Below are 17,165 nucleotides of genomic sequence, written 5' to 3' on the forward strand. Positions count from 1 at the left end.
GGAGCGCGCTTGCGCCCGAGGGCTGCGCCGGAAAACCCCCATCGCGAGCGAGCGCACGCCTGCACGGATCGCGTAAGTCGGTTGCATGTTCATCATTGCCACGGTGATCGGCATACGCGCGTTCGTGCACGAGGGCGCCACCGGGGACGCCCGTTGCGCGCGAACTCGCGCCTACGCCGGCATCGGGCGCATCACTCGGCGCCCGCGATGCGCACCCGCGCGCCGGCGCGCGCAATGCGCAGCTCGTTGCCCTGCCACTGCGCCGGCCGGCCGTCGATGGTCGTCGTGCCCGGAACGCTCGGATACGGCCACTGCAGCACCAGACCGCCCGGCGGCAGCCCGGCATCGGCGTCGACGTCCAGCGACAGCACGCCATCCTCGCGGCGCAGCCGGTAGCCCAGCGTGCCCTGCGGCGTGCGCATGCCGTGCAGCCGTACGCCGATGCCGTCGAGCCACTCGGCGGGCACGCCGGCGGCCAGCACGATGCTCTCGTCGACCTCGCGCACGTAGGCGAACATGTCCAGCGCCGAGCGCACGAAATCGGAGCCGACCCAGGCATGCGGCAGGTCGCCGAGGAAGAACGGCGTGCGCGGCGTCGGCGTGACGACCTCGCCCCACTGGTTCCACGCCAGCGGCGCGCGATGGCCGAAGAACCACTCGCGGACCTCGTTGGCGCGCTCGCGCCAGCCCAGCCGCACGAACGCGGCGACGTTGCGCCATTCGTAGGGCGTGTAGTCCTTCCACGGCTTGCGGCCGTCGCGGCGGTCGGCGAACAGCGTCCAATAGCGCTCGAAGGTGTTGACCAGCAGGTCCTCGGGCAGCCGGCCCTGCTCGCCGCCGGGGGCCAGCGCGATCGTCGTCGACGTCGGGTCGAAGTCGCCGAGCTCGGCCGCGCCGGGCAGGTAGTCGATGCCGTGCAGCTGCGCCGCGGCGCGCAGAGACGCGTCGAGGTCGGCGCGGAACTCGTCGCGCGCGGCGGTCATCCGGCGCACGTCCTCGGTCTTGCCCAGCGCCTGCGCGATCTCGACCGCGTCCTTGTAGCCGCGCAGCGCCCAGAAGTTGTCCCAGTACGAGTGCATCGGCTTGGCCGAGTAGCCCTCGTGGCTGATCGAGACCGGCATCATGCCGTAGAACGCCGCGTTGACCTTGCGGTTCTCCTCGGTGCGCTCGCTGGCGCGCAGCGTCTCCATGTAGTCGAACGCGCCGAGCACGTGCGGCCACATGCGCGCGAGGAACGCGTCGTCGTGGGTGTAGCGCCAGTATTCGGCGATGTTGAAGATCAGTTCGCCGTGGCTGTCGTTCTCGGGGACCGGGTCGCTGCCGCGGTCGTCGACGCAGCACGGCACCATGCCGTTGTCGAACTGGTACGGGGCGTACCACTCGACGTAGTCCCTGACGACCTCCGGCCGCCCCATCCGCAGCAGGCCTTCGGAGATCATCGCGCCGTCGCGGATCCAGCTGCGCGCGTACGAGCGCGTGCCCGGCTGCAGGCGTGGCCCGATGCGCGAGATCAGCATGTGCGCCAGCGACGTGCGCAGCGTGTTGGCCAGATCGCGACCGGCCTCGGGCACCTCGATGCCGACCTCGCCGAGCTTGCCGTGCCAGGCACGCGCCATCTCGTCCTGCCAGGCCTGCGGCTGCCACTGGCCGGCCGCGAACGGCATCTCGCCGGTCATCGGGAGCACCAGGTCGAACTCGCGCGACTGGCCCGGCTCGAGCCGCAGCGCATAGACCAGCGCGCCCGAGGCCAGCCCCTGCGCGTCCTCAACCTCGGTCGTCGCCGGCAATGCGCCCGCGGCAACGTGCTCGATGTCCATGCCGCCGTCGAACGTCGTGGCGAAGGCCTGCTGCGCCGGCTCGCGCGCGAACACGCGCGGTACACCGTCGACGTCGATCCGGTCAGGCGCCACCGCCAACTTGTGTAGCGGGCTCACGCCGCCCTTGATGTTGAGGAACTGGCTCGGCGGATTGACCTGCAACGGTCGCACCGCGAGCGCGAACTGGAAGTCGCGCGGTTGGCTGCCCGAGTTGGTCAGGCGGTAGCGCGCGACCAGTTGCGAGGCCTCCGGCGTGCCGCGCGCGAAGCCGGTCACGCGCAGCGACACCGCGTCGTGCGCCCAGTCGACGCTGGGAATCGGCAGGTAGCCGTCCTGCAGCGACTGGGTGATCCGCGCATCGGCCCAGGTCACCAGGCCGTCGCCGGCCCGGATGAAGGGTTCGATCGAGAAGCCGCCGGCCGCGACCTCGATCGCGCCGTCCTCGCCGATCAGCCCCTGCTCGGTGCCGCCGTCCAGGCCGAGGATCGTCCAGTACGGCTGCTCGCCGCTGAAACCGCGTGGGAAGTGGCCCTTCGGGCGTTCGGCGGCGACCGCCTTCAGGAAGTCGTTGGGATGGGCGGAGACCGCCACCGGCTGCAGCGCCGCCTCGGCCAGCGCGAAGCCCGTCCCCGGGCCCGCCCGCAGGTCGAGGCCGACGTAGCGCGCCTCCGATTCGGGCAGCGACAGCCAGTCGATGCCGCCGTTGCCGCCCGCGACGTCGCGCACCTGTGTCCACTGCTCGCCATCGGGCGACAGCGAGACGGTGTAGTCGGCCGCGTGGCGGCCGTCGAGCCATTGCAGGCGCAACGCGCCGAACTCGCGCACCTTGCCCAGGTCCAACACCAGCTTCTGCGGGGCGGCGCCGGCCTGCCAGGCGGTCGCGGCATCGCCGTCGACCGCATTCCCCGCGCCGTCGGGCGTGGTCGTCGAGGCGGCGTTGGCGGTCAGCGGCGAATCGTCGTCGGCCGGCAACGGCTCGAACGTCAGCGTGTCGAAGCACACGCTGCCCTTGCCGCCGGCGTTGTTGTAGATCGTGAACTCGACCTTGCGGCTCGCGCGCAGCGTCTTGTCCGGGTCCGGGCCCCAGGCCTTGTCGATGTGGCGCTTGCGGTACTGGACCTGCGTCCACTGGGTGGGGAAATCGTACCGGGGCCGGTTGACCCACCACACGTTGTCGCCGCTGTCGTCGATGAGCTTGAACTGCAGGTCGTTGGCCGGCGACTCGCCGCGCAGCCGGAAGCCGATGCGGTAGTTGTCGGGATAGTCGAGCGGCAGGTCGCGCTGGATGCCGACGTGGCCGGACACGCCGTTGTAGTCGTAGTCCAGGCACAGCGCGGCGCCGTCGGCGCCGTCGACGGGGCGCAGCGTGCCGGTGACCTGGTTGGACGTGACCACGGTCCAGGCCGACGGGTCCTCGAAATCGTCGAGCACGCGGACGCCGTCATCGCTCGTCGAGACGGTGTCGCCGCCTGGCGTCGGGGCGACATCGCAGGCCGCCAGCGCGGCGGCGAGCGCGACGATGCCGGCGGTGCGCACGATGCGGACGCGGCCGTCGCCCACGGGGGCGTCGCCGGCAGGCGTCATGTCGGGTCCGGCAGGCACGCGGTCGGCGCGGGTGTCGAGGATCTTCATGCGGTGCGGTGACTCCGTGGTTCGTGTCTGGATCGATGGCGGATCGTCATCCGTCCGTGCAGGCGTTCGTTCGAACGCCCTGTGGTGCCGTCCGTGTAGGAGCGCGCTCGCGCGCGATCGGATCCTGCTGGACAGCGCCATCGCGCGCGAGCGCGCTCCTACGGGCACGCCCCATCCCTGGCGCGGCGTTCGGGCGAGCGCGCGGCAGTGCCGCGCAAGCGCTCCCACACCCCGGATTGTTCCTCTGCCATCCATGGCGCGGCAGGGTCGGCTCCGGAGAGCCCGGCCGCGCCATCCCTGGCGCGGCGTTCGGGCGCATGCGAAGCAGTGCTTCGCAAGCATGCGCCCTCACCCCTTCACGCTGCCGAGCAGCAGGCCCTGGATGTAGTAGCGCTGCAGCGCGATGAACAGCGCCAGCACCGGGATCACGGTGACGACCGCGCCGGCCATCATCATCTCCACGTCCTGGATGTGCTCGCGCGACAGCGCGGCCAGCGCCACCGGCAGCGTGTAGTTGCTCTGGTCGGTCAACACGATCAGCGGCCACATGAAGTCGTTCCAGGCGGCCATGAACGTGAAGATCGTCAGCGTCACCAGCACCGGCTTGAGCATCGGCAGCACGATCTGGAAGAAGATCCGCAGCTCCCCTGCCCCGTCGATGCGCGCGGCCTCGAGCAGTTCGTCGGGGATCGAGCGCGCGTACTGGCGCACCAGGAAGATGCCGAACACCGTCGCCAGGCCCGGGATGATCACCGCGCCGAAGCTGTTGACCAGGCCCATGCCCTTCATCATCAGGAACAGCGGCAGCATCGCGACCTGCGCCGGGATCACCAGCGCCGCGAGCAGCAGCTGGAACAGCCGCTCGCGCCCGGCGAAGCGAAGCTTGGCGAACGCGTAGCCTGCCATGGTGTTGATCAGCAGCGCGCCGAGCGTGATCGCGCCCGAGACCAGCAGGCTGTTGGTGAAGTAGCCGACCATGCCCGCGCGCAGGAACAACTGTTCGTAGTTCGCCGTGGTCAGCATCGAGGGCAGCAGCGGCGGCGGGAAGCTGCTGGCCTCGCCGGTGGGCATGAACGAAACCGACAGCATCCACAGCAGCGGCGCCAGCGCCACGAGCGCCAGCACCGCCAGAGCGCCGTTGACCAGCCAGCCCGACCAGCGCGACGCGCCGACCTCGCGTTGCGCCGCGCTCATACCATCTCCCGGCGCCGGCCGGCGCGCAGCAGCAGCGTGGTCACGCCCAGGATGATCAGGAACAGCATGAAGGCCACGGCCGACGCACGGCCCAGGTTCCACCACATGAAGCCTTCCTCGTACATGAAGTACAGCACGCTGACCGTGCTCTGCAGCGGATCGCCGCGGGTCATCACATAGGGCTCGGCGAACAGCTGGAAGTAGCCCGAGACCGTGATGACGGCCACGACCAGCAGCACCGGGCCCAGCATCGGCAGCGTGACGTGGACGAACTGCTTCCAGCGCGAGGCGCCGTCGATGCGCGCGGCCTCGTACAGGTCCTCGGGGATCGCCGCCAGGCCGGCGACGAAGATCACCATGTTGTAGCCGAAGTTCTTCCACACCGCGAACAGGATGATCGTCGGCATCGCCCAGGTCGGGTCGCCGAGCCAGTCGATCGGCGCGATGCCGATGTGGCCCAGCGCCCAGTTCACCAACCCGTAGCTGGTGTGGAACAGATAGCGCCAGATCACCGCGACCGCGACCAGCGTCGTGACCACCGGTGCGAACAGCGCGGTGCGGAACAGGCCCTTGAACCGCGCCACCTTGGCGTTGAGCAGCAGCGCCGCGCCCAGCGACGCGGCGATCGACAGCGGCACGCCGATGACGACGAAGTACGCGGTGTTGCCCAGCGACTTCCAGAACAGCGGGGTCTGCAGCAGGTCGAGATAGTTGCCCAGCGCCACGAAGCGCAGGTTCGAGGTGTCCGACAGCGCGTAGAGGTCGAAGTCGGTCAGGCTCAGCAGCAGCGCCGACGCCACCGGGATGCCGAAGAACACCCCGAGCAGGATCAGCGCCGGCCCGGCGAACACCCAGCCGGCGGTACTAGCGCGCATGGCCATCGCCTCCCTGTAGGAGCGCGCTCGCGCGCGATGGCGCTGTCCCGGTCGAACTGCCAACACGCGACGGGACGTTCCCGGCAGCGTCATGCGCGCGCGAGCGCGCTCCTACGGAGGCATCGGCTTCGGCCTCCGCCGCCTGCTCGCGCACCCAGCGGCGCTTCTCGAGCAGCGTGTCCACGCGCGCGTCGAGCGCCCGCAGCGCCTGGTCCTGCGGCATGCCGCCGCGCACCACGCGTTCGCTGGCCAGTCGCATCTCCTGCACGATCCGCTCCCATTCGAGGACCTTCGGCGTGGGCCGCACGCGCTCGAGCTGCTCGCGGAACGCGATCGCCTCCACGCCGTAGCGCATCTCGCCCGACGCCCAGGTGCTGCGGCGCGGCGGCAGATTGCCGATCATCTGGTAGAAGCGCGCCTGGATGTCGGGCCGCGACAGGAACTCGACCAGCTGCCAGGTCGCTTCCTTGTTCGGCGAATCGCGGAACATCACCAGCGACGTGCCGCCGGCAATCCCCACACCCGGACCCTCTGGCCCAGGCAGCGGCGCAGTCGCCCACTTGTCCTGCAGCTCGGCCGGCAACCGCGTGCGGAACTCGCGGATGTTCCAGGGGCCCGACACGTAGAACGTGAAGAAGCCGCGGCCGAACTCGTCCCAGACGTTGGAGATCTGCGTCTCCGACATCCGCGGCGCCCAGCCCTGCTCGAACATGTTGGTGTAGAAGCCCAGCGCCCGGCGGAAGCCCGGGCTGGCGAAGTTGCCGCGGCCGTCGTCGTCGCGCAGCAACGGATCGTCCTGCTGCAGCCCGAACGACAGCAACTGCTCGAATTCGTTGAGCGGCAGCATCACCGCGTAGCGCGATGGGCCGACGTGGCGCTTGACCGCCGCCATCGCCGTCTCCCATTCCGCCCAGGTCTCCGGGAAGCGTTCCACGCCGGCCGCCTCGAGCAGGTCGCGGCGGTAGAACACCAGCCGCGTGTCGACGTACCACGGCACGCCGAGCAGCGTGCCGTCGACGACGTTGGTGTCCCAGATGCCCGGGAAGTAGTCCGCTTGGTCGATCGTCGCCGAGGCGTCGACCCGCGACTGCAGCGGCTCAAGCGCGCCGAGCACGGCGAACTCCGGCACCCAGGTATTGCCGAGCTGGCACAGGTCCGGCAACGCGTCGGCCGCGTAGGCGGTGAGCAGCTTCTCGTGGGCCGAGGTCCACGGGATCTGCTGGATCTGCACCCGGATGCCCGGATGCTGGTCCTCGAACTCTCGCACCAGTTCGGCGACGACCTCGGCCTCGCGGCCCATCGCCCAGAAGCGGATCACCGTCTCGTCGGACCGCCGCGCGCAGCCGGCCAGGACCAGCACCAGCGCGCACAACAGCCAGACACGGCGGAGCGCGGTCGTCATGCGCGACCCGACCGTGCACGCCACGCGCGACGCGCGCCGCGACTCACTCGACCGGCACCGGGTCGGACGCACGCGCGGGCGCGGGCGCCGGCGCCGGCGCATCGCGCGGCGGCGTCTGGTTGGCAGCGCGCGACTCGGCGATGCCGACCGCGCGCGCGGTCGCCGCGTCGGCGTCCGGCGGGCCCGAATCCTTCGGCTCGTCCTCGCCGGCGAGCCAGCCGCCGGTGAACCCCGCCCGCTCCAGACCGGCGCGGATGTAGGGGTTCTTCTTCATGACGTTCCAGACGAAGTCGTTGCGGTAGTTGGCGATCATCGCCAGGATCGGGCCCTGGTCGATCGCGATGTAGTCGCTGGCCACCCAGCCCTTGCCCGGCACGATGCGGCCGGTCTTCAGCGGCACGTCCTCGTAGGTGAAGCTCGGGTTGAACGCGTCGAGGAAGCCGTAGCTCGAGTACAGGTAGTCGCCGTAGCGACGGTGCATCTCCTCGGTCGCCGGGATCACGATCTCCGGCGCGAACGCGATCGAGGCGACCGCCGCGGTCGGCGCGATCGTGCCGTCATCGAACGCGACGTCCAGGCCGGCGCCGCGCGCGCTGTAGTGGCGGAACTCGCGCTGCTCGCCGTTGTAGTCCTGGTCGGTGCGCTGCGGCCCGTCGCTGGCCGTCAGGCCCCAGACGTTCTCGCCGTAGTCCTTCCAGCCCATCGGGTTGTCGATCGCGTACTGGCGCTGCGCATAGGTCGCACGGCGGCTGTTCTCGAAGTAGTCGATGCCGCGGCGGCGCATGTAGTCGTCGCGGATGCCACGGAAATCGACCCACACGTGGCTGTACTGGTGGCCGAAGTGCGGCGCGAAGCTCAGGTACTCCTGGCCACGGAACACGCCCCACAGCCGGTCGTAGGTCCGCGTCCACACCTCCCATGCCTCCGGACCGACCGGATGGGTCGGCGAACCGAGCGCGAGGATGTAGACCAGCATCGCCTCGTCGTAGCCGGTCCAGTCGTGCTCGATGAAGCCGCTCTCGGGATACCAGCCCATCGAGATCAGCGGCTTGCGCTGCTGCAGGAACGGCCAGCGCACGTTGCGGTAGAGCTGGTCGGCGAGCTTGCGGATCTCGGCCTCGCGCGGATCGTCGCGGTCGTAGTACGACTGCGCGAACAGCACGCCCATCATCATCAGGCCGGTATCGACGCTCGAAAGCTCCACCCACGGCTCGACGCGGTGGCCGGTGTCCATGTCGATGAAGTGGTAGAAGAAGCCCTGGTGGCCGCCGGTGCCGGTGGCCTGCGGGCCCATCTTCACGTCGCGGAAGAACCGCAGCGTGGTCAGCGTGCGATCGACCGCCTGCGTCCGGCTGACCCAGCCGCGCTCGATGCCGATCGGATACGCGGTCAGCGCGTAGCCGACCGCGGCGACGCTGGAGAATGGCCGCGACGGGAACCGGTCGGGGGTGAGCCCGTTGACCTCGTTGGTGGTGTCCCAGAAGTACTGGAACGTCCGGCGCTCGATGTCGGCGAACAGCGGCGGCAGCTCCGGCGGCCCCTGCTCCTCGGGTTCGGGCTCGGGCTCGGGCACCTGCGCGATGGGCCCCGGCTTGGGCGGCGGCACCGTCGGTTCGGCGGGCTCCTGCTTGCCGCAGGCGGCCAGGAACAGGGCCGCGAGTGCGACGAGCATCAGGAGTGGGAACGCACGGAGACGGGATCGCATCGTGAAGGAAACCTCGCGGTGAAATCGTTTTCAGGGTGGAGTATAAAACTGCCGGTCCCCCGAAGGGGACCGGCAGGCGGGAATTACCAGTCGATGCCGAACGACAGCTTGAAGGTGCGGGTCGGCAGGCGGATGGCGAGATTGTTCTGGCCGAAGTTCGCGCTCGTCCAGTCGTCGTTGTACGACTCCCAGTTGTAGCGGTTGGTCACGTTGAGCACGTCGGCGCGCACGCGCAGGCTGATGTCGTCGGACGCCTGCCAGACCTTCTGCGCCGCGAGATCGAGCTGCAGGTGGCCGAACGTGCCGTCCGGCTTGTAGTAATCGAAGAACGGGGCGTCGCCGCTGCGGTTGACGCCCACGCGCTCGCGCTGGCTCTCGAGCGTGAGCTTGCCCGAGTACGTGATGCCGCCCGGACCGTCCCAGATGCCGGTGGTAACGAAACGGTGGCGCGGGATCTGCGACACCGGCAGGTAGCCGTAGTAGCCCGCGTACGGCCAGTCGAAGATGCCCGCGCCGTCCTCGTTCGAGTTCCGCTCCGCATCGGTGAAGGTGTAGGCGGTCGTGACGCCCCAGCCCGATGCGTTGGTGTAGGGCTTGTCGAACTTGACCAGCAGCGAATTGGTCTTGGTTTCCAGGCCGTTGTCGAGCAGCACCAGGCGGCCGAACGGCGCGTCGTAGTTCCACGGCGGCCCGAAGTCGGTGCCCGGCTCGAAGAAGCTGCCGTCCGGACGGCGGTTGCCCAGGCGCACCGACAGCCCGTCGCGGCTGCGGACGTGGGCGACCGCGACCTCGCTGTTCCAGGTCGTCTCGCCGAAGTCCCAGGCGTTGCGGATGCCGAGGCTGAACTGGTCGGAGTACGGCACCTTGAGATCGTTGTTGATCAGGTAGTACTCGCGCGAGACCTGGCCGGAGTTCACCAGCTGGTCGCGGCCGGCCTCGGTCAGGTAGATCGGGTCCCAATCCACGCAGCCGCCGGCGTTGCGGCACTGGCCGTCGACGTCGGTGAACCACACGCGGTACGGCGCGGCGTAGGAGACCGTCTGCTCCTCCTTCTGCAGGTTGGTGAACAGGTTGCGGTCGTACGACCGGCCCGCGCCGCCGAAGATCACGTGGCGCTGGTCGCCCGCCAGGTCGTAGGAGAAGCCCAGGCGCGGCTGCCATGCGCCCTTGTACGCACTGCGGTTGTTGCCGTTGCTGATGTAGTTCTCGACGTCGATGTCGGAATTCTGCAGGTTCGGGTAGTTGCGCAGGTTCTCGGCCAGGGCGGCCGGGGTTACGTAGTCCTCGTAGGCCGGCGTGGTCTCGTAGTCGTAGCGCAGGCCGAAGTTCAGCGTCAGGTGCTCGTTGACCTCCCAGTCGTCCTGGACGTAGATGCCGAACTGCTTGTTGTCGGACTGCGACACGCCGCCGGGCGTGCCCGGGATCGCCCGGCCGAACTCGATGCGGTACGGCTGGTCGGTGCTCTGCGCGATGTCGTAGTAGAGCTGCGGGTTGGTGAAGTTGCGCTCGGTCGACAGCAGGTCCACCTGCTTGAACTTCACGCCCATCTTCAACGTGTGCGCGTCCCAGCCGCTGAAGGTCAGGTCGTTCTGGAACGACCAGCCCTTCTGGCCCTTGTCCTGGTTGCCCGAGCCGGGACCGGAACTGACGATATTGCGGGTGTTCTCGCGGAAACCGTTCGTGGTGTTGTAATCGGACACCGTCAGGATGTAGCCGTTGCCGCCGACCAGCGGCTGCTGCACCCAGGCCGAGTCCTCGTAGGTGAGGTGCATGTCGTTGAGCCAGCGGTCGCCGCTGTACTGCCAGCGCAGGTCGTAGCGGCTGACGTCGTTGTCGATGAAGCTCGCGCGGTCGATCGTGTACTCGCCGTTGTTGCGGATCGTCTCCTCCTCGCGACGGATCTGCGTCGACAGCTCGACCAGGTTGTAGTCGTCGACCGACCAGCTCAGCTTGCCGAAGTACATGTCCTGCTTGAACGGCGAGTTGGCCGGCCCGATGCCGGCGACGAGCTCGGCCGGCACATCGGCCTCGTCGTAGCGGCTGTCGTCGAGCAGCTCGAGCGTGCGCGGCGTGTTGTATTCCTTCGCCTCGTAGGCGACGAAGAAGTGCAGGCGGTCCTGCAGGATCGGGCCGCCGAACGACACGCCGTACTGCTCTTCCTTGGAATCGGACTTGGTGCCGTTGTCGAGCTCGGCCGGGGTGCGCGCGCGCCACTCGGCGGCGGTGCGATCCCAGAAGAAGCTGCCCTCGAACTCGTTGGTGCCGCTGCGGGTCGCGGCGACGACCGCGGCGCTGCTGATCTGGTCGAACTCGGCCTTGTAGTTGGACGTGATGACCTTGTACTCGCCGATCGCCGACTGCGGGAATGGATTGCCGCGGCTCGAGTCCTGGCCGGGCACGCCGCCGGGCATCGTGTAGCTCTTCTGGCCGACACCGTCGATGAAGACGTTGATGTTGTTGGCCGACTGGCCGCCCGAGCGCAGCTTCGCGTTGCCGTTGCCGTCCTGCTCGAACACCATGCCCGGCACGGTGTCGGCGAACGCCAGGAAGTTGCGCGTGGCCTGCGGCAGCGACTCGATCTGCTTCTGCGACACATAGGTCGCCACCTCCGAGGTCTTGGTCTCGACCAGCGCCGCGGCGGTGACACGCACCGCGTCCATGTCGGTCGCCTCGCCCGCGGTCGCGGTTTCGGCGACGCCGCCCACGCCCAGGTTCAGCGTCGCGGTCTGGCCGACGGCCACCGTCACGTTCTGCGAGGTGCTCTGCCCGTTCGCCTCGACCTGCAGGCGGTAGGTGCCCGGCGGCAGGCCGGCGAGGTTGTAGCTGCCGTTGGCGCCGACCGCGACGCTGCGGGTCAGGCCGGTCGCAGTGTTGATCGCGGTCACGCGCGCGTCGCCGGCGGGTGCCGAATCGACGGTCACCTGGCCGCGGATGGTCGCGGCCGTGGACTGCGCCAGCACGGCCGGCGCGGTCATCGACAGGCAACCTGTCAGTGCGATGCTGAGGAGGGAACGCGAGATCAGGCGCGAGCGTTGGCGAAGGGGTTTCATCTGGGATTCTCTGGAAAAGGGATCGGGGGATCGGATCGGAGGGCGGTGCCCGGAGGATCGGTCGTGCGCACGACGCGCGACGCCGTCATCCGGACCGGAGATGACCGGACGGGTCCCGCGTGTGCGAGTGAGTCTTCATCGGCGCCCCTCCCAAGGTGCCCTGCGTGGCGCTGTGGTCATCCCGACGACCGGCTGCCGCACGAATCGCGGACCACCAGCACGGGGCGCAGCAACGCGTCGTCGGCGGACGACGCGCCTTCGGCATGCGCTTCCAGGGCCACCAGTGCCTTGAGGGCACGCGCGCCGAGTTCAGCGATGTCGACGCGCATCGTCGTTAGCGCCGGGTGAACGTAGCGTGCAAGCGGAATATCGTCGAACCCCACCACCGCCACCTCGTCCGGGGTGCGCACGCCGCCGCGCCCCAGGGCGTACAGGCAGCCGATCGCCATCATGTCGTTCGCCGCGAACACCGCATCGGGACGCTCGTCCATCGCCAGCAGCGCCTCGCCGGCCCGGTGCCCGGAATCCTCGTCGAACTGGCCCTTCAGTTCCCAGGGCGCATACCCCGCGCCCGAGGCCGACAGACCGTCGCGATAACCGCGCAGGCGCTCGCACGCATCGTCGTTGTCGTCGGGACCGGTGATGAAGGCGATGCGGCGGTGGCCCGCCGCCACGAGGTGGCGGACCATCTCGCGGGCACCCCCATAGTTGTCGATGCCGATCGACCGGTAGGCGCTCTCGCCGGCCGCGTTCATCAGCACCAGCGGCAGGCTGATGTCGACGTTGCGCTCGAGGAAATCCGCGTCGTGGACGTAGGGGGACATCAACAGCAGGCCGTCGACGCGCCCGCGCATCGCGCGCAGCGCAGCGCCCTGCGCCTCGGGATTGCCGTGGTAGCTGGACACCAGCAGGTGCAGCCCGCGCGTGCGCGCGACCTGGTCGACGCCGCGCATGAGCTCGGAGAAGAACTCGCCGTGCAGATCCGGCAGCACGACACCCACCGTCTGCGTGCGCCGGCTGCTCAGGCTGCGCGCCGCATGGTGGGGACTGTAGCGCAGCTCCGCCGCCGCTTCGACCACACGCCGACGCACGGCCTCGGCCACGTTCTGGTGGCCGTTGAGTGCGCGCGACACGGTGGCCACCGACACGTTGGCGGCCTTCGCGACATCCTTGATGGTGACGCTCATCCATACTCCGCGGTTCGCGATTGCGGCGGAATGTAAGCGTTTTCATCCAATTCTGTAATGCTGCGGCGCAGCAGGGACATCTCCAGGCATGGTCGTGGGGCAGGTGCCCGCCCTGCCCGAGAGTCCCCCCTGCCCGGGCTCCGACACGCCGTCGTCGGCGCGGTCGCCTCCGGTCCGCGGCCGCGACCGGGACACGCGCGGCCGGCCTCGCGACGGGCGCGTTCGCGACGATCGCCGCCATCGCCGCCGGGTGCTGGACAGCCCCCGGGCGACGCGCGTACCCTGTGCGCCAGCACCCCCCGGCCCGTTCCGCCGCGGCGGCGCGTCTTTCCGACGCCGGCCCGCCCGCGGTCGTCGCACCGGTCCGGGTCCGACGCCTTTCGATTCCCGCGCCTGTCCGCCCGCAGACGCGCGTCGCGCATGGCGCACGGTCCGAAGACGTCCTCGCAGCACCGTTGTCCCTATCGCGCAGGCCGATGCCGCGCACCCGATCGGACCCGCGCCGCAGTGGCCGCCGTCCTGTCGCCACGCCATGCCAATGATGCCTCGCCAGTGATCCCGCTCCCGAGCGACCCGATGGGGTCGCGCCCCGAATGAGCCAGCCCGAGACCGCGCCCGCGGCCGCCGGCCCCTCGCCCCAGCAGCAGGAGATGCCGCTGGCGCTGGTGCACGGGCAGCCGGTGCTGCAGATCCCGCAGGACCTGTACATCCCGCCGGACGCGCTCGAGGTGATCCTGGAGGCCTTCGAAGGCCCGCTCGACCTGCTGCTGTACCTGATCCGCCGCCAGAACCTCGACATCCTCGACATCCCGGTGGCCGAGATCACCCAGCAGTACGTCGACTACATCGGCGTGATGCAGGAACTGCGCTTCGAGCTGGCCGCCGAGTATCTGGTCATGGCCGCGATCCTGGCCGAGATCAAGTCGCGGATGCTGCTGCCGCGGCCGCCGGTCGAGGACGGCGACGAGGGCGACCCGCGCGCCGAACTGGTGCGCCGGCTGCAGGAGTACGAACGCTTCAAGCAGGCGGCCGAGGACATCGACCGCTTGCCGCGACAGGACCGCGACACCACGCCGGCGCAGGTCGCGCTGCCCGAGCGGCCGGCCAACCGCGAGCCGCCGCAGGTGGAGCTGCGCGAGATGCTGCTGGCGCTGCACGACGTGCTCAAGCGCGCCGAGCTGTTCACCGGGCACGCGATCCGGCGCGAGGCGCTGAGCGTGCGCCAGCGCATGGGCGAGGTGCTGACCCGCCTGGCCGGCGGCGCGTTCCACCGTTTCGAGTCGCTGTTCGAGCCCGAGGAAGGCCGTCTGGGCGTCGTGGTGACGTTCCTCTCGGTCCTCGAGCTCACCAAGGAACGCCTGCTCGACATCGTGCAGGAGGCGCCGCTGGCGCCGATCTACATCAAGTCGCTGGCCAGCGCCGACGGCGAGGCGCCGCCGACGCGCTTCTCCAGCGAGTTCGACGACGACGTGCCCGACGCGCCGCAGTCCTGACCCTTTCCACGGATCTTTCGACCGTCCCGATGGACCAGACCCTGATCAACCGCATCGTCGAGGCCGCCCTGCTCGCCTCCACGCAGCCGCTGACCGTCGCCCAGCTGGGCGCGTTGTTCACGCTCGACGAGGCGCCGCCCGACGGCAGCCTGAAACAGGCGCTGGCCGACCTGCAGGCCGCCTGCGCCGACCGCGGCGTCGAACTCGTGGAGCTGGCCTCGGGCTGGCGCTACCAGGTCCGGGGCGACGTCCACGGCTGGGTCGCGCGGCTGTGGAGCGAGCGCCAGACCAAGTACACGCGTGCCACGCTCGAGACGCTGGCGCTGATCGCCTACCGCCAGCCGATCACCCGCGGCGAGATCGAGCAGGTCCGCGGCGTGGCGACCAACAGCAACATCATCAAGGCGCTCGAGGAGCGCGAGTGGATCCGCGTCGTCGGCCATCGCGACATGCCCGGCCGCCCCGAACTGCTGGGCACCACCAAGGCCTTCCTCGACTACTTCGGCCTCAAGCGGCTCGACGAGCTGCCGCCATTGTCCGAGCTCAAGGATTTCGCCGAACTCGACCCGCAACTGCGCCTGGCCGGTGCCGCCGGCGGCGGCGACGACGGCAACGACGGCGAACCGCGCGGAATCGGCGGCATCGCCGGCGCCGACGACGGCGACGACACGCCCGATGCCGGGGGCGATGGCGATGGCGGCGATACGAGCGCCGCCGCCAACGGTCCGGCCCCCGCATCCGATGCGCCGGACGACGCCGAGGACGCGACACCCGACACACCGCAAGACCTTCCGCCGGACCCGCAGTCCGGCCCCGACCATCCCGAAACACCCGACGAAGACGAAGCCCTCGCCGCAGACGGCGACAGCGACCGGAGCCCCACATGACGCAGCAACGCAACACCGAAAAACCCGCACGCACCCTGTCCCTCAAGCGCGGCGAGACGCCCGCCGCGGAGACCGCGCCGCGTCTCGAGGAGCGCCTGCACAAGGTGCTCGCGCAGGCCGGCCTGGGCTCGCGCCGCGCGCTCGAGCAGCGCATCGCCGACGGCCTGGTCAAGGTCAACGGCGAGGTCGCGCAGACCGGCATGTCGATCAAGGGCGGCGACCGCATCGAGCTCGACGGCAAGGTCTTCGTCGCCAGCGCGCTGACCGAGCCGGCGCGCGTGCTGATCTACAACAAGCCCGAGGGCGAGGTCACCACGCGCGAGGATCCCGAGGGCCGGCCGACGATCTTCGACGCCCTGCCCGCGCTCAAGGGCGCGCGCTGGATCGCGATCGGCCGCCTGGACATCAACACCACCGGCCTGCTGCTGCTCACGACCGACGGCGAGCTCGCCAACGCGATGATGCATCCCTCCTACGAGGTCGAACGCGAGTATGTCTGCCGCGTGCGCGCCCCCGAGGGCGAGGACACCGTGTCGGAGAAGATCGTCGACCGGCTGCGCCGCGGCGTCGCGCTGGAGGACGGGCCGGCGAAGTTCGACGAGATCGAACGCATCGGCGGCACCGAGTCGCACGACTGGTTCCAGGTGCTGCTCAAGGAAGGCCGCAACCGCGAGGTCCGCCGGCTGTGGGAATCGCAGGGTTGCCAGGTCAGCCGGCTCAAGCGCGTGCGCTACGGCCAGGTCGTGCTGCCGCAACCGCTGCTGCGCGGCCAGTCGCAGGAACTGCCCGATGCGCAGGTCGACGCGCTGCGCAAGGAGCTCAAGCTCGAGGAAGGCCCGCCGCCGGCACTGACGCTGCAGCCGGTGATCGGCCAGCGCAAGGCCGCCAAGTCGACGGTGCATCTGGGCCGCACGCCCGGCAAGGCCTACGTCAACGGCCACAACACCGCCGACGAAGGGCGCGAGCTGCGCCGCTTCGACCACGTGCGCGAGGACCGCGGCCGCGGCCGCGGCGGTCCGCGCAAGCCGCACGGCGGCCTGACCGTCAGCGGCGACGCCGCCGCCAAGCAGTCGCAGAAGCCGTTCAAGCAGCGCAAGGACAAGGGCGCGCGCGCGCTGCCCGAGGGCAACCCGGCGGCGTTCCGCACCTGGTACGTGCCCGACGGCGTGGAGACCGGTCCGACCGGCCACCGCAACGCCGACGGCCGCGGCCCCAAGAAGCCCTACGGCGGTGCCGGCGCGAAGAAGCGCGGTCCCGGCGGCCCGGGCGGCCAGGGGCCGCGTGGCGGCGGTGGCGCACAGGGCCCCTGGGCCTTGAAGCCGGCCGGCGGCGCGGGCCGGCCGCGCGCGCCCTACGGCCACCCCGACAGCGCACCGACGTTTCCGTCCGACCACGCCAACCCGGGCAGCTTCAACCCCAATGCCGGCCCGCGCGGCCCGCGTCCGGGCGGCAACCGCGGCCCGAAGGGCGCCGGTGCCCGGGGCCCGGGTGGCAATCGCGGTCCGGGCGGCGCACCGGGCGGCAACCGTGGCCCTGGCGGTCGTCCGCCCGGCGGCGGCAATCGCGGTCCGCGCGGCGGCGGCCGCTGAGGTCACTCGCCAACACGGCGTCAAACACGGGGCCTTCGGGCCCCGTGTCGTGTCCGGGCTCCAAAGCTCCGGACTCCGGACTTCGGAAGAAAGTGATGCAGTCATCCCCTCCCGCGCGTGCGGGCGCATGAGGGGCGATTGATTCGATTTGTGCGACCAGCACCTCCCGCGTGCACCCGCCGGGTATCACGCCGAGTCGCGGCCCGATATCCGCTTGGTCGTCGCGACACCCGGCGGGTGCTGGACACGACGCGGTGATCTGCCCGGAGAGCAGAAGCCCTCCTCCGCTTGCGGGGGAGGCGAGGACGACATTGCGCGTCTTCACTACGCGCGC

General features: G+C 70.1%; 9 protein-coding genes and 1 pseudogene. 3 read left to right on the forward strand and 7 right to left on the reverse strand.

Annotated features, from left to right (window positions below; translation table 11 throughout):
• Positions 1-191 precede the first annotated feature (191 nt).
• The 7 genes from WQ56_RS01635 to WQ56_RS01665 all read right to left on the reverse strand — a co-directional run bounded on the left by WQ56_RS01635 (position 192) and on the right by WQ56_RS01665 (position 12,862).
• Positions 192-3,449, reverse strand: coding sequence for a discoidin domain-containing protein (locus WQ56_RS01635; protein WP_231583317.1), 3,258 nt, complete (start codon positions 3,447-3,449; stop codon positions 192-194).
• Between the two features lie 348 nt (positions 3,450-3,797).
• Entirely contained in the window at positions 3,798-4,643 is an 846-nt protein-coding gene (locus WQ56_RS01640) for a carbohydrate ABC transporter permease (protein ID WP_047135292.1), read from the reverse strand.
• Positions 4,640-5,518 (reverse strand): sugar ABC transporter permease, encoded by an 879-nt coding sequence (locus WQ56_RS01645; RefSeq protein ID WP_047135354.1) that lies wholly within the window; start codon positions 5,516-5,518, stop codon positions 4,640-4,642. The genes WQ56_RS01640 and WQ56_RS01645 overlap by 4 nt, the downstream gene beginning before the upstream one ends.
• Positions 5,508-6,920 (reverse strand): sugar ABC transporter substrate-binding protein, encoded by a 1,413-nt coding sequence (locus WQ56_RS01650; protein ID WP_082132123.1) that lies wholly within the window; start codon positions 6,918-6,920, stop codon positions 5,508-5,510. The genes WQ56_RS01645 and WQ56_RS01650 overlap by 11 nt, the downstream gene beginning before the upstream one ends.
• A 43-nt stretch (positions 6,921-6,963) precedes the next feature.
• Complete coding sequence (locus WQ56_RS01655) at positions 6,964-8,625, reverse strand: glucoamylase family protein (protein ID WP_047135293.1); 1,662 nt, start codon at positions 8,623-8,625, stop codon at positions 6,964-6,966.
• Between the two features lie 83 nt (positions 8,626-8,708).
• A complete protein-coding gene (locus WQ56_RS01660) occupies positions 8,709-11,675 on the reverse strand; it encodes a TonB-dependent receptor (protein WP_047135294.1) in 2,967 nt (988 codons plus the stop codon).
• A 176-nt stretch (positions 11,676-11,851) separates the two neighbouring features.
• The gene (locus WQ56_RS01665) at positions 11,852-12,862 is read right to left on the reverse strand and encodes a LacI family DNA-binding transcriptional regulator (RefSeq protein ID WP_047135295.1); all 1,011 of its coding nucleotides are present in this window, start codon (positions 12,860-12,862) and stop codon (positions 11,852-11,854) included.
• Between the two features lie 593 nt (positions 12,863-13,455).
• Between WQ56_RS01665 and WQ56_RS01670 the strand changes: the two genes are divergently transcribed.
• The 3 genes and pseudogenes from WQ56_RS01670 to WQ56_RS01680 all read left to right on the forward strand — a co-directional run bounded on the left by WQ56_RS01670 (position 13,456) and on the right by WQ56_RS01680 (position 16,831).
• Positions 13,456-14,355 (forward strand): ScpA family protein, encoded by a 900-nt coding sequence (locus tag WQ56_RS01670; protein WP_047135296.1) that lies wholly within the window; start codon positions 13,456-13,458, stop codon positions 14,353-14,355.
• 29 nt (positions 14,356-14,384) lie between these two features.
• Positions 14,385-14,930: pseudogene (gene scpB / locus WQ56_RS19190) on the forward strand (SMC-Scp complex subunit ScpB); the annotation flags it as partial.
• Between the two features lie 308 nt (positions 14,931-15,238).
• Positions 15,239-16,831, forward strand: coding sequence for a pseudouridine synthase (locus tag WQ56_RS01680; protein WP_047135297.1), 1,593 nt, complete (start codon positions 15,239-15,241; stop codon positions 16,829-16,831).
• Positions 16,832-17,165: the final 334 nt, after the last annotated feature.

Source organism: Luteimonas sp. FCS-9, from assembly GCF_001014645.1.
Classification (GTDB): domain Bacteria; phylum Pseudomonadota; class Gammaproteobacteria; order Xanthomonadales; family Xanthomonadaceae; genus Luteimonas.

Excerpts from the sequence above, each read along its gene's own strand:
- WQ56_RS01635 (WP_231583317.1), bottom strand. The coding sequence starts at position 3,449 with ATGAAGATCCTCGACACCCGCGCCGACCGCGTGCCTGCCGGACCCGAC.
- WQ56_RS01640 (WP_047135292.1), bottom strand. The coding sequence starts at position 4,643 with ATGAGCGCGGCGCAACGCGAGGTCGGCGCGTCGCGCTGGTCGGGCTGG.
- WQ56_RS01645 (WP_047135354.1), bottom strand. The coding sequence starts at position 5,518 with ATGCGCGCTAGTACCGCCGGCTGGGTGTTCGCCGGGCCGGCGCTGATC.
- WQ56_RS01650 (WP_082132123.1), bottom strand. The coding sequence starts at position 6,920 with ATGACGACCGCGCTCCGCCGTGTCTGGCTGTTGTGCGCGCTGGTGCTG.
- WQ56_RS01655 (WP_047135293.1), bottom strand. The coding sequence starts at position 8,625 with ATGCGATCCCGTCTCCGTGCGTTCCCACTCCTGATGCTCGTCGCACTC.
- WQ56_RS01660 (WP_047135294.1), bottom strand. The coding sequence starts at position 11,675 with ATGAAACCCCTTCGCCAACGCTCGCGCCTGATCTCGCGTTCCCTCCTC.
- WQ56_RS01665 (WP_047135295.1), bottom strand. The coding sequence starts at position 12,862 with ATGAGCGTCACCATCAAGGATGTCGCGAAGGCCGCCAACGTGTCGGTG.
- WQ56_RS01670 (WP_047135296.1), top strand. The coding sequence starts at position 13,456 with ATGAGCCAGCCCGAGACCGCGCCCGCGGCCGCCGGCCCCTCGCCCCAG.
- WQ56_RS01680 (WP_047135297.1), top strand. The coding sequence starts at position 15,239 with ATGACGCAGCAACGCAACACCGAAAAACCCGCACGCACCCTGTCCCTC.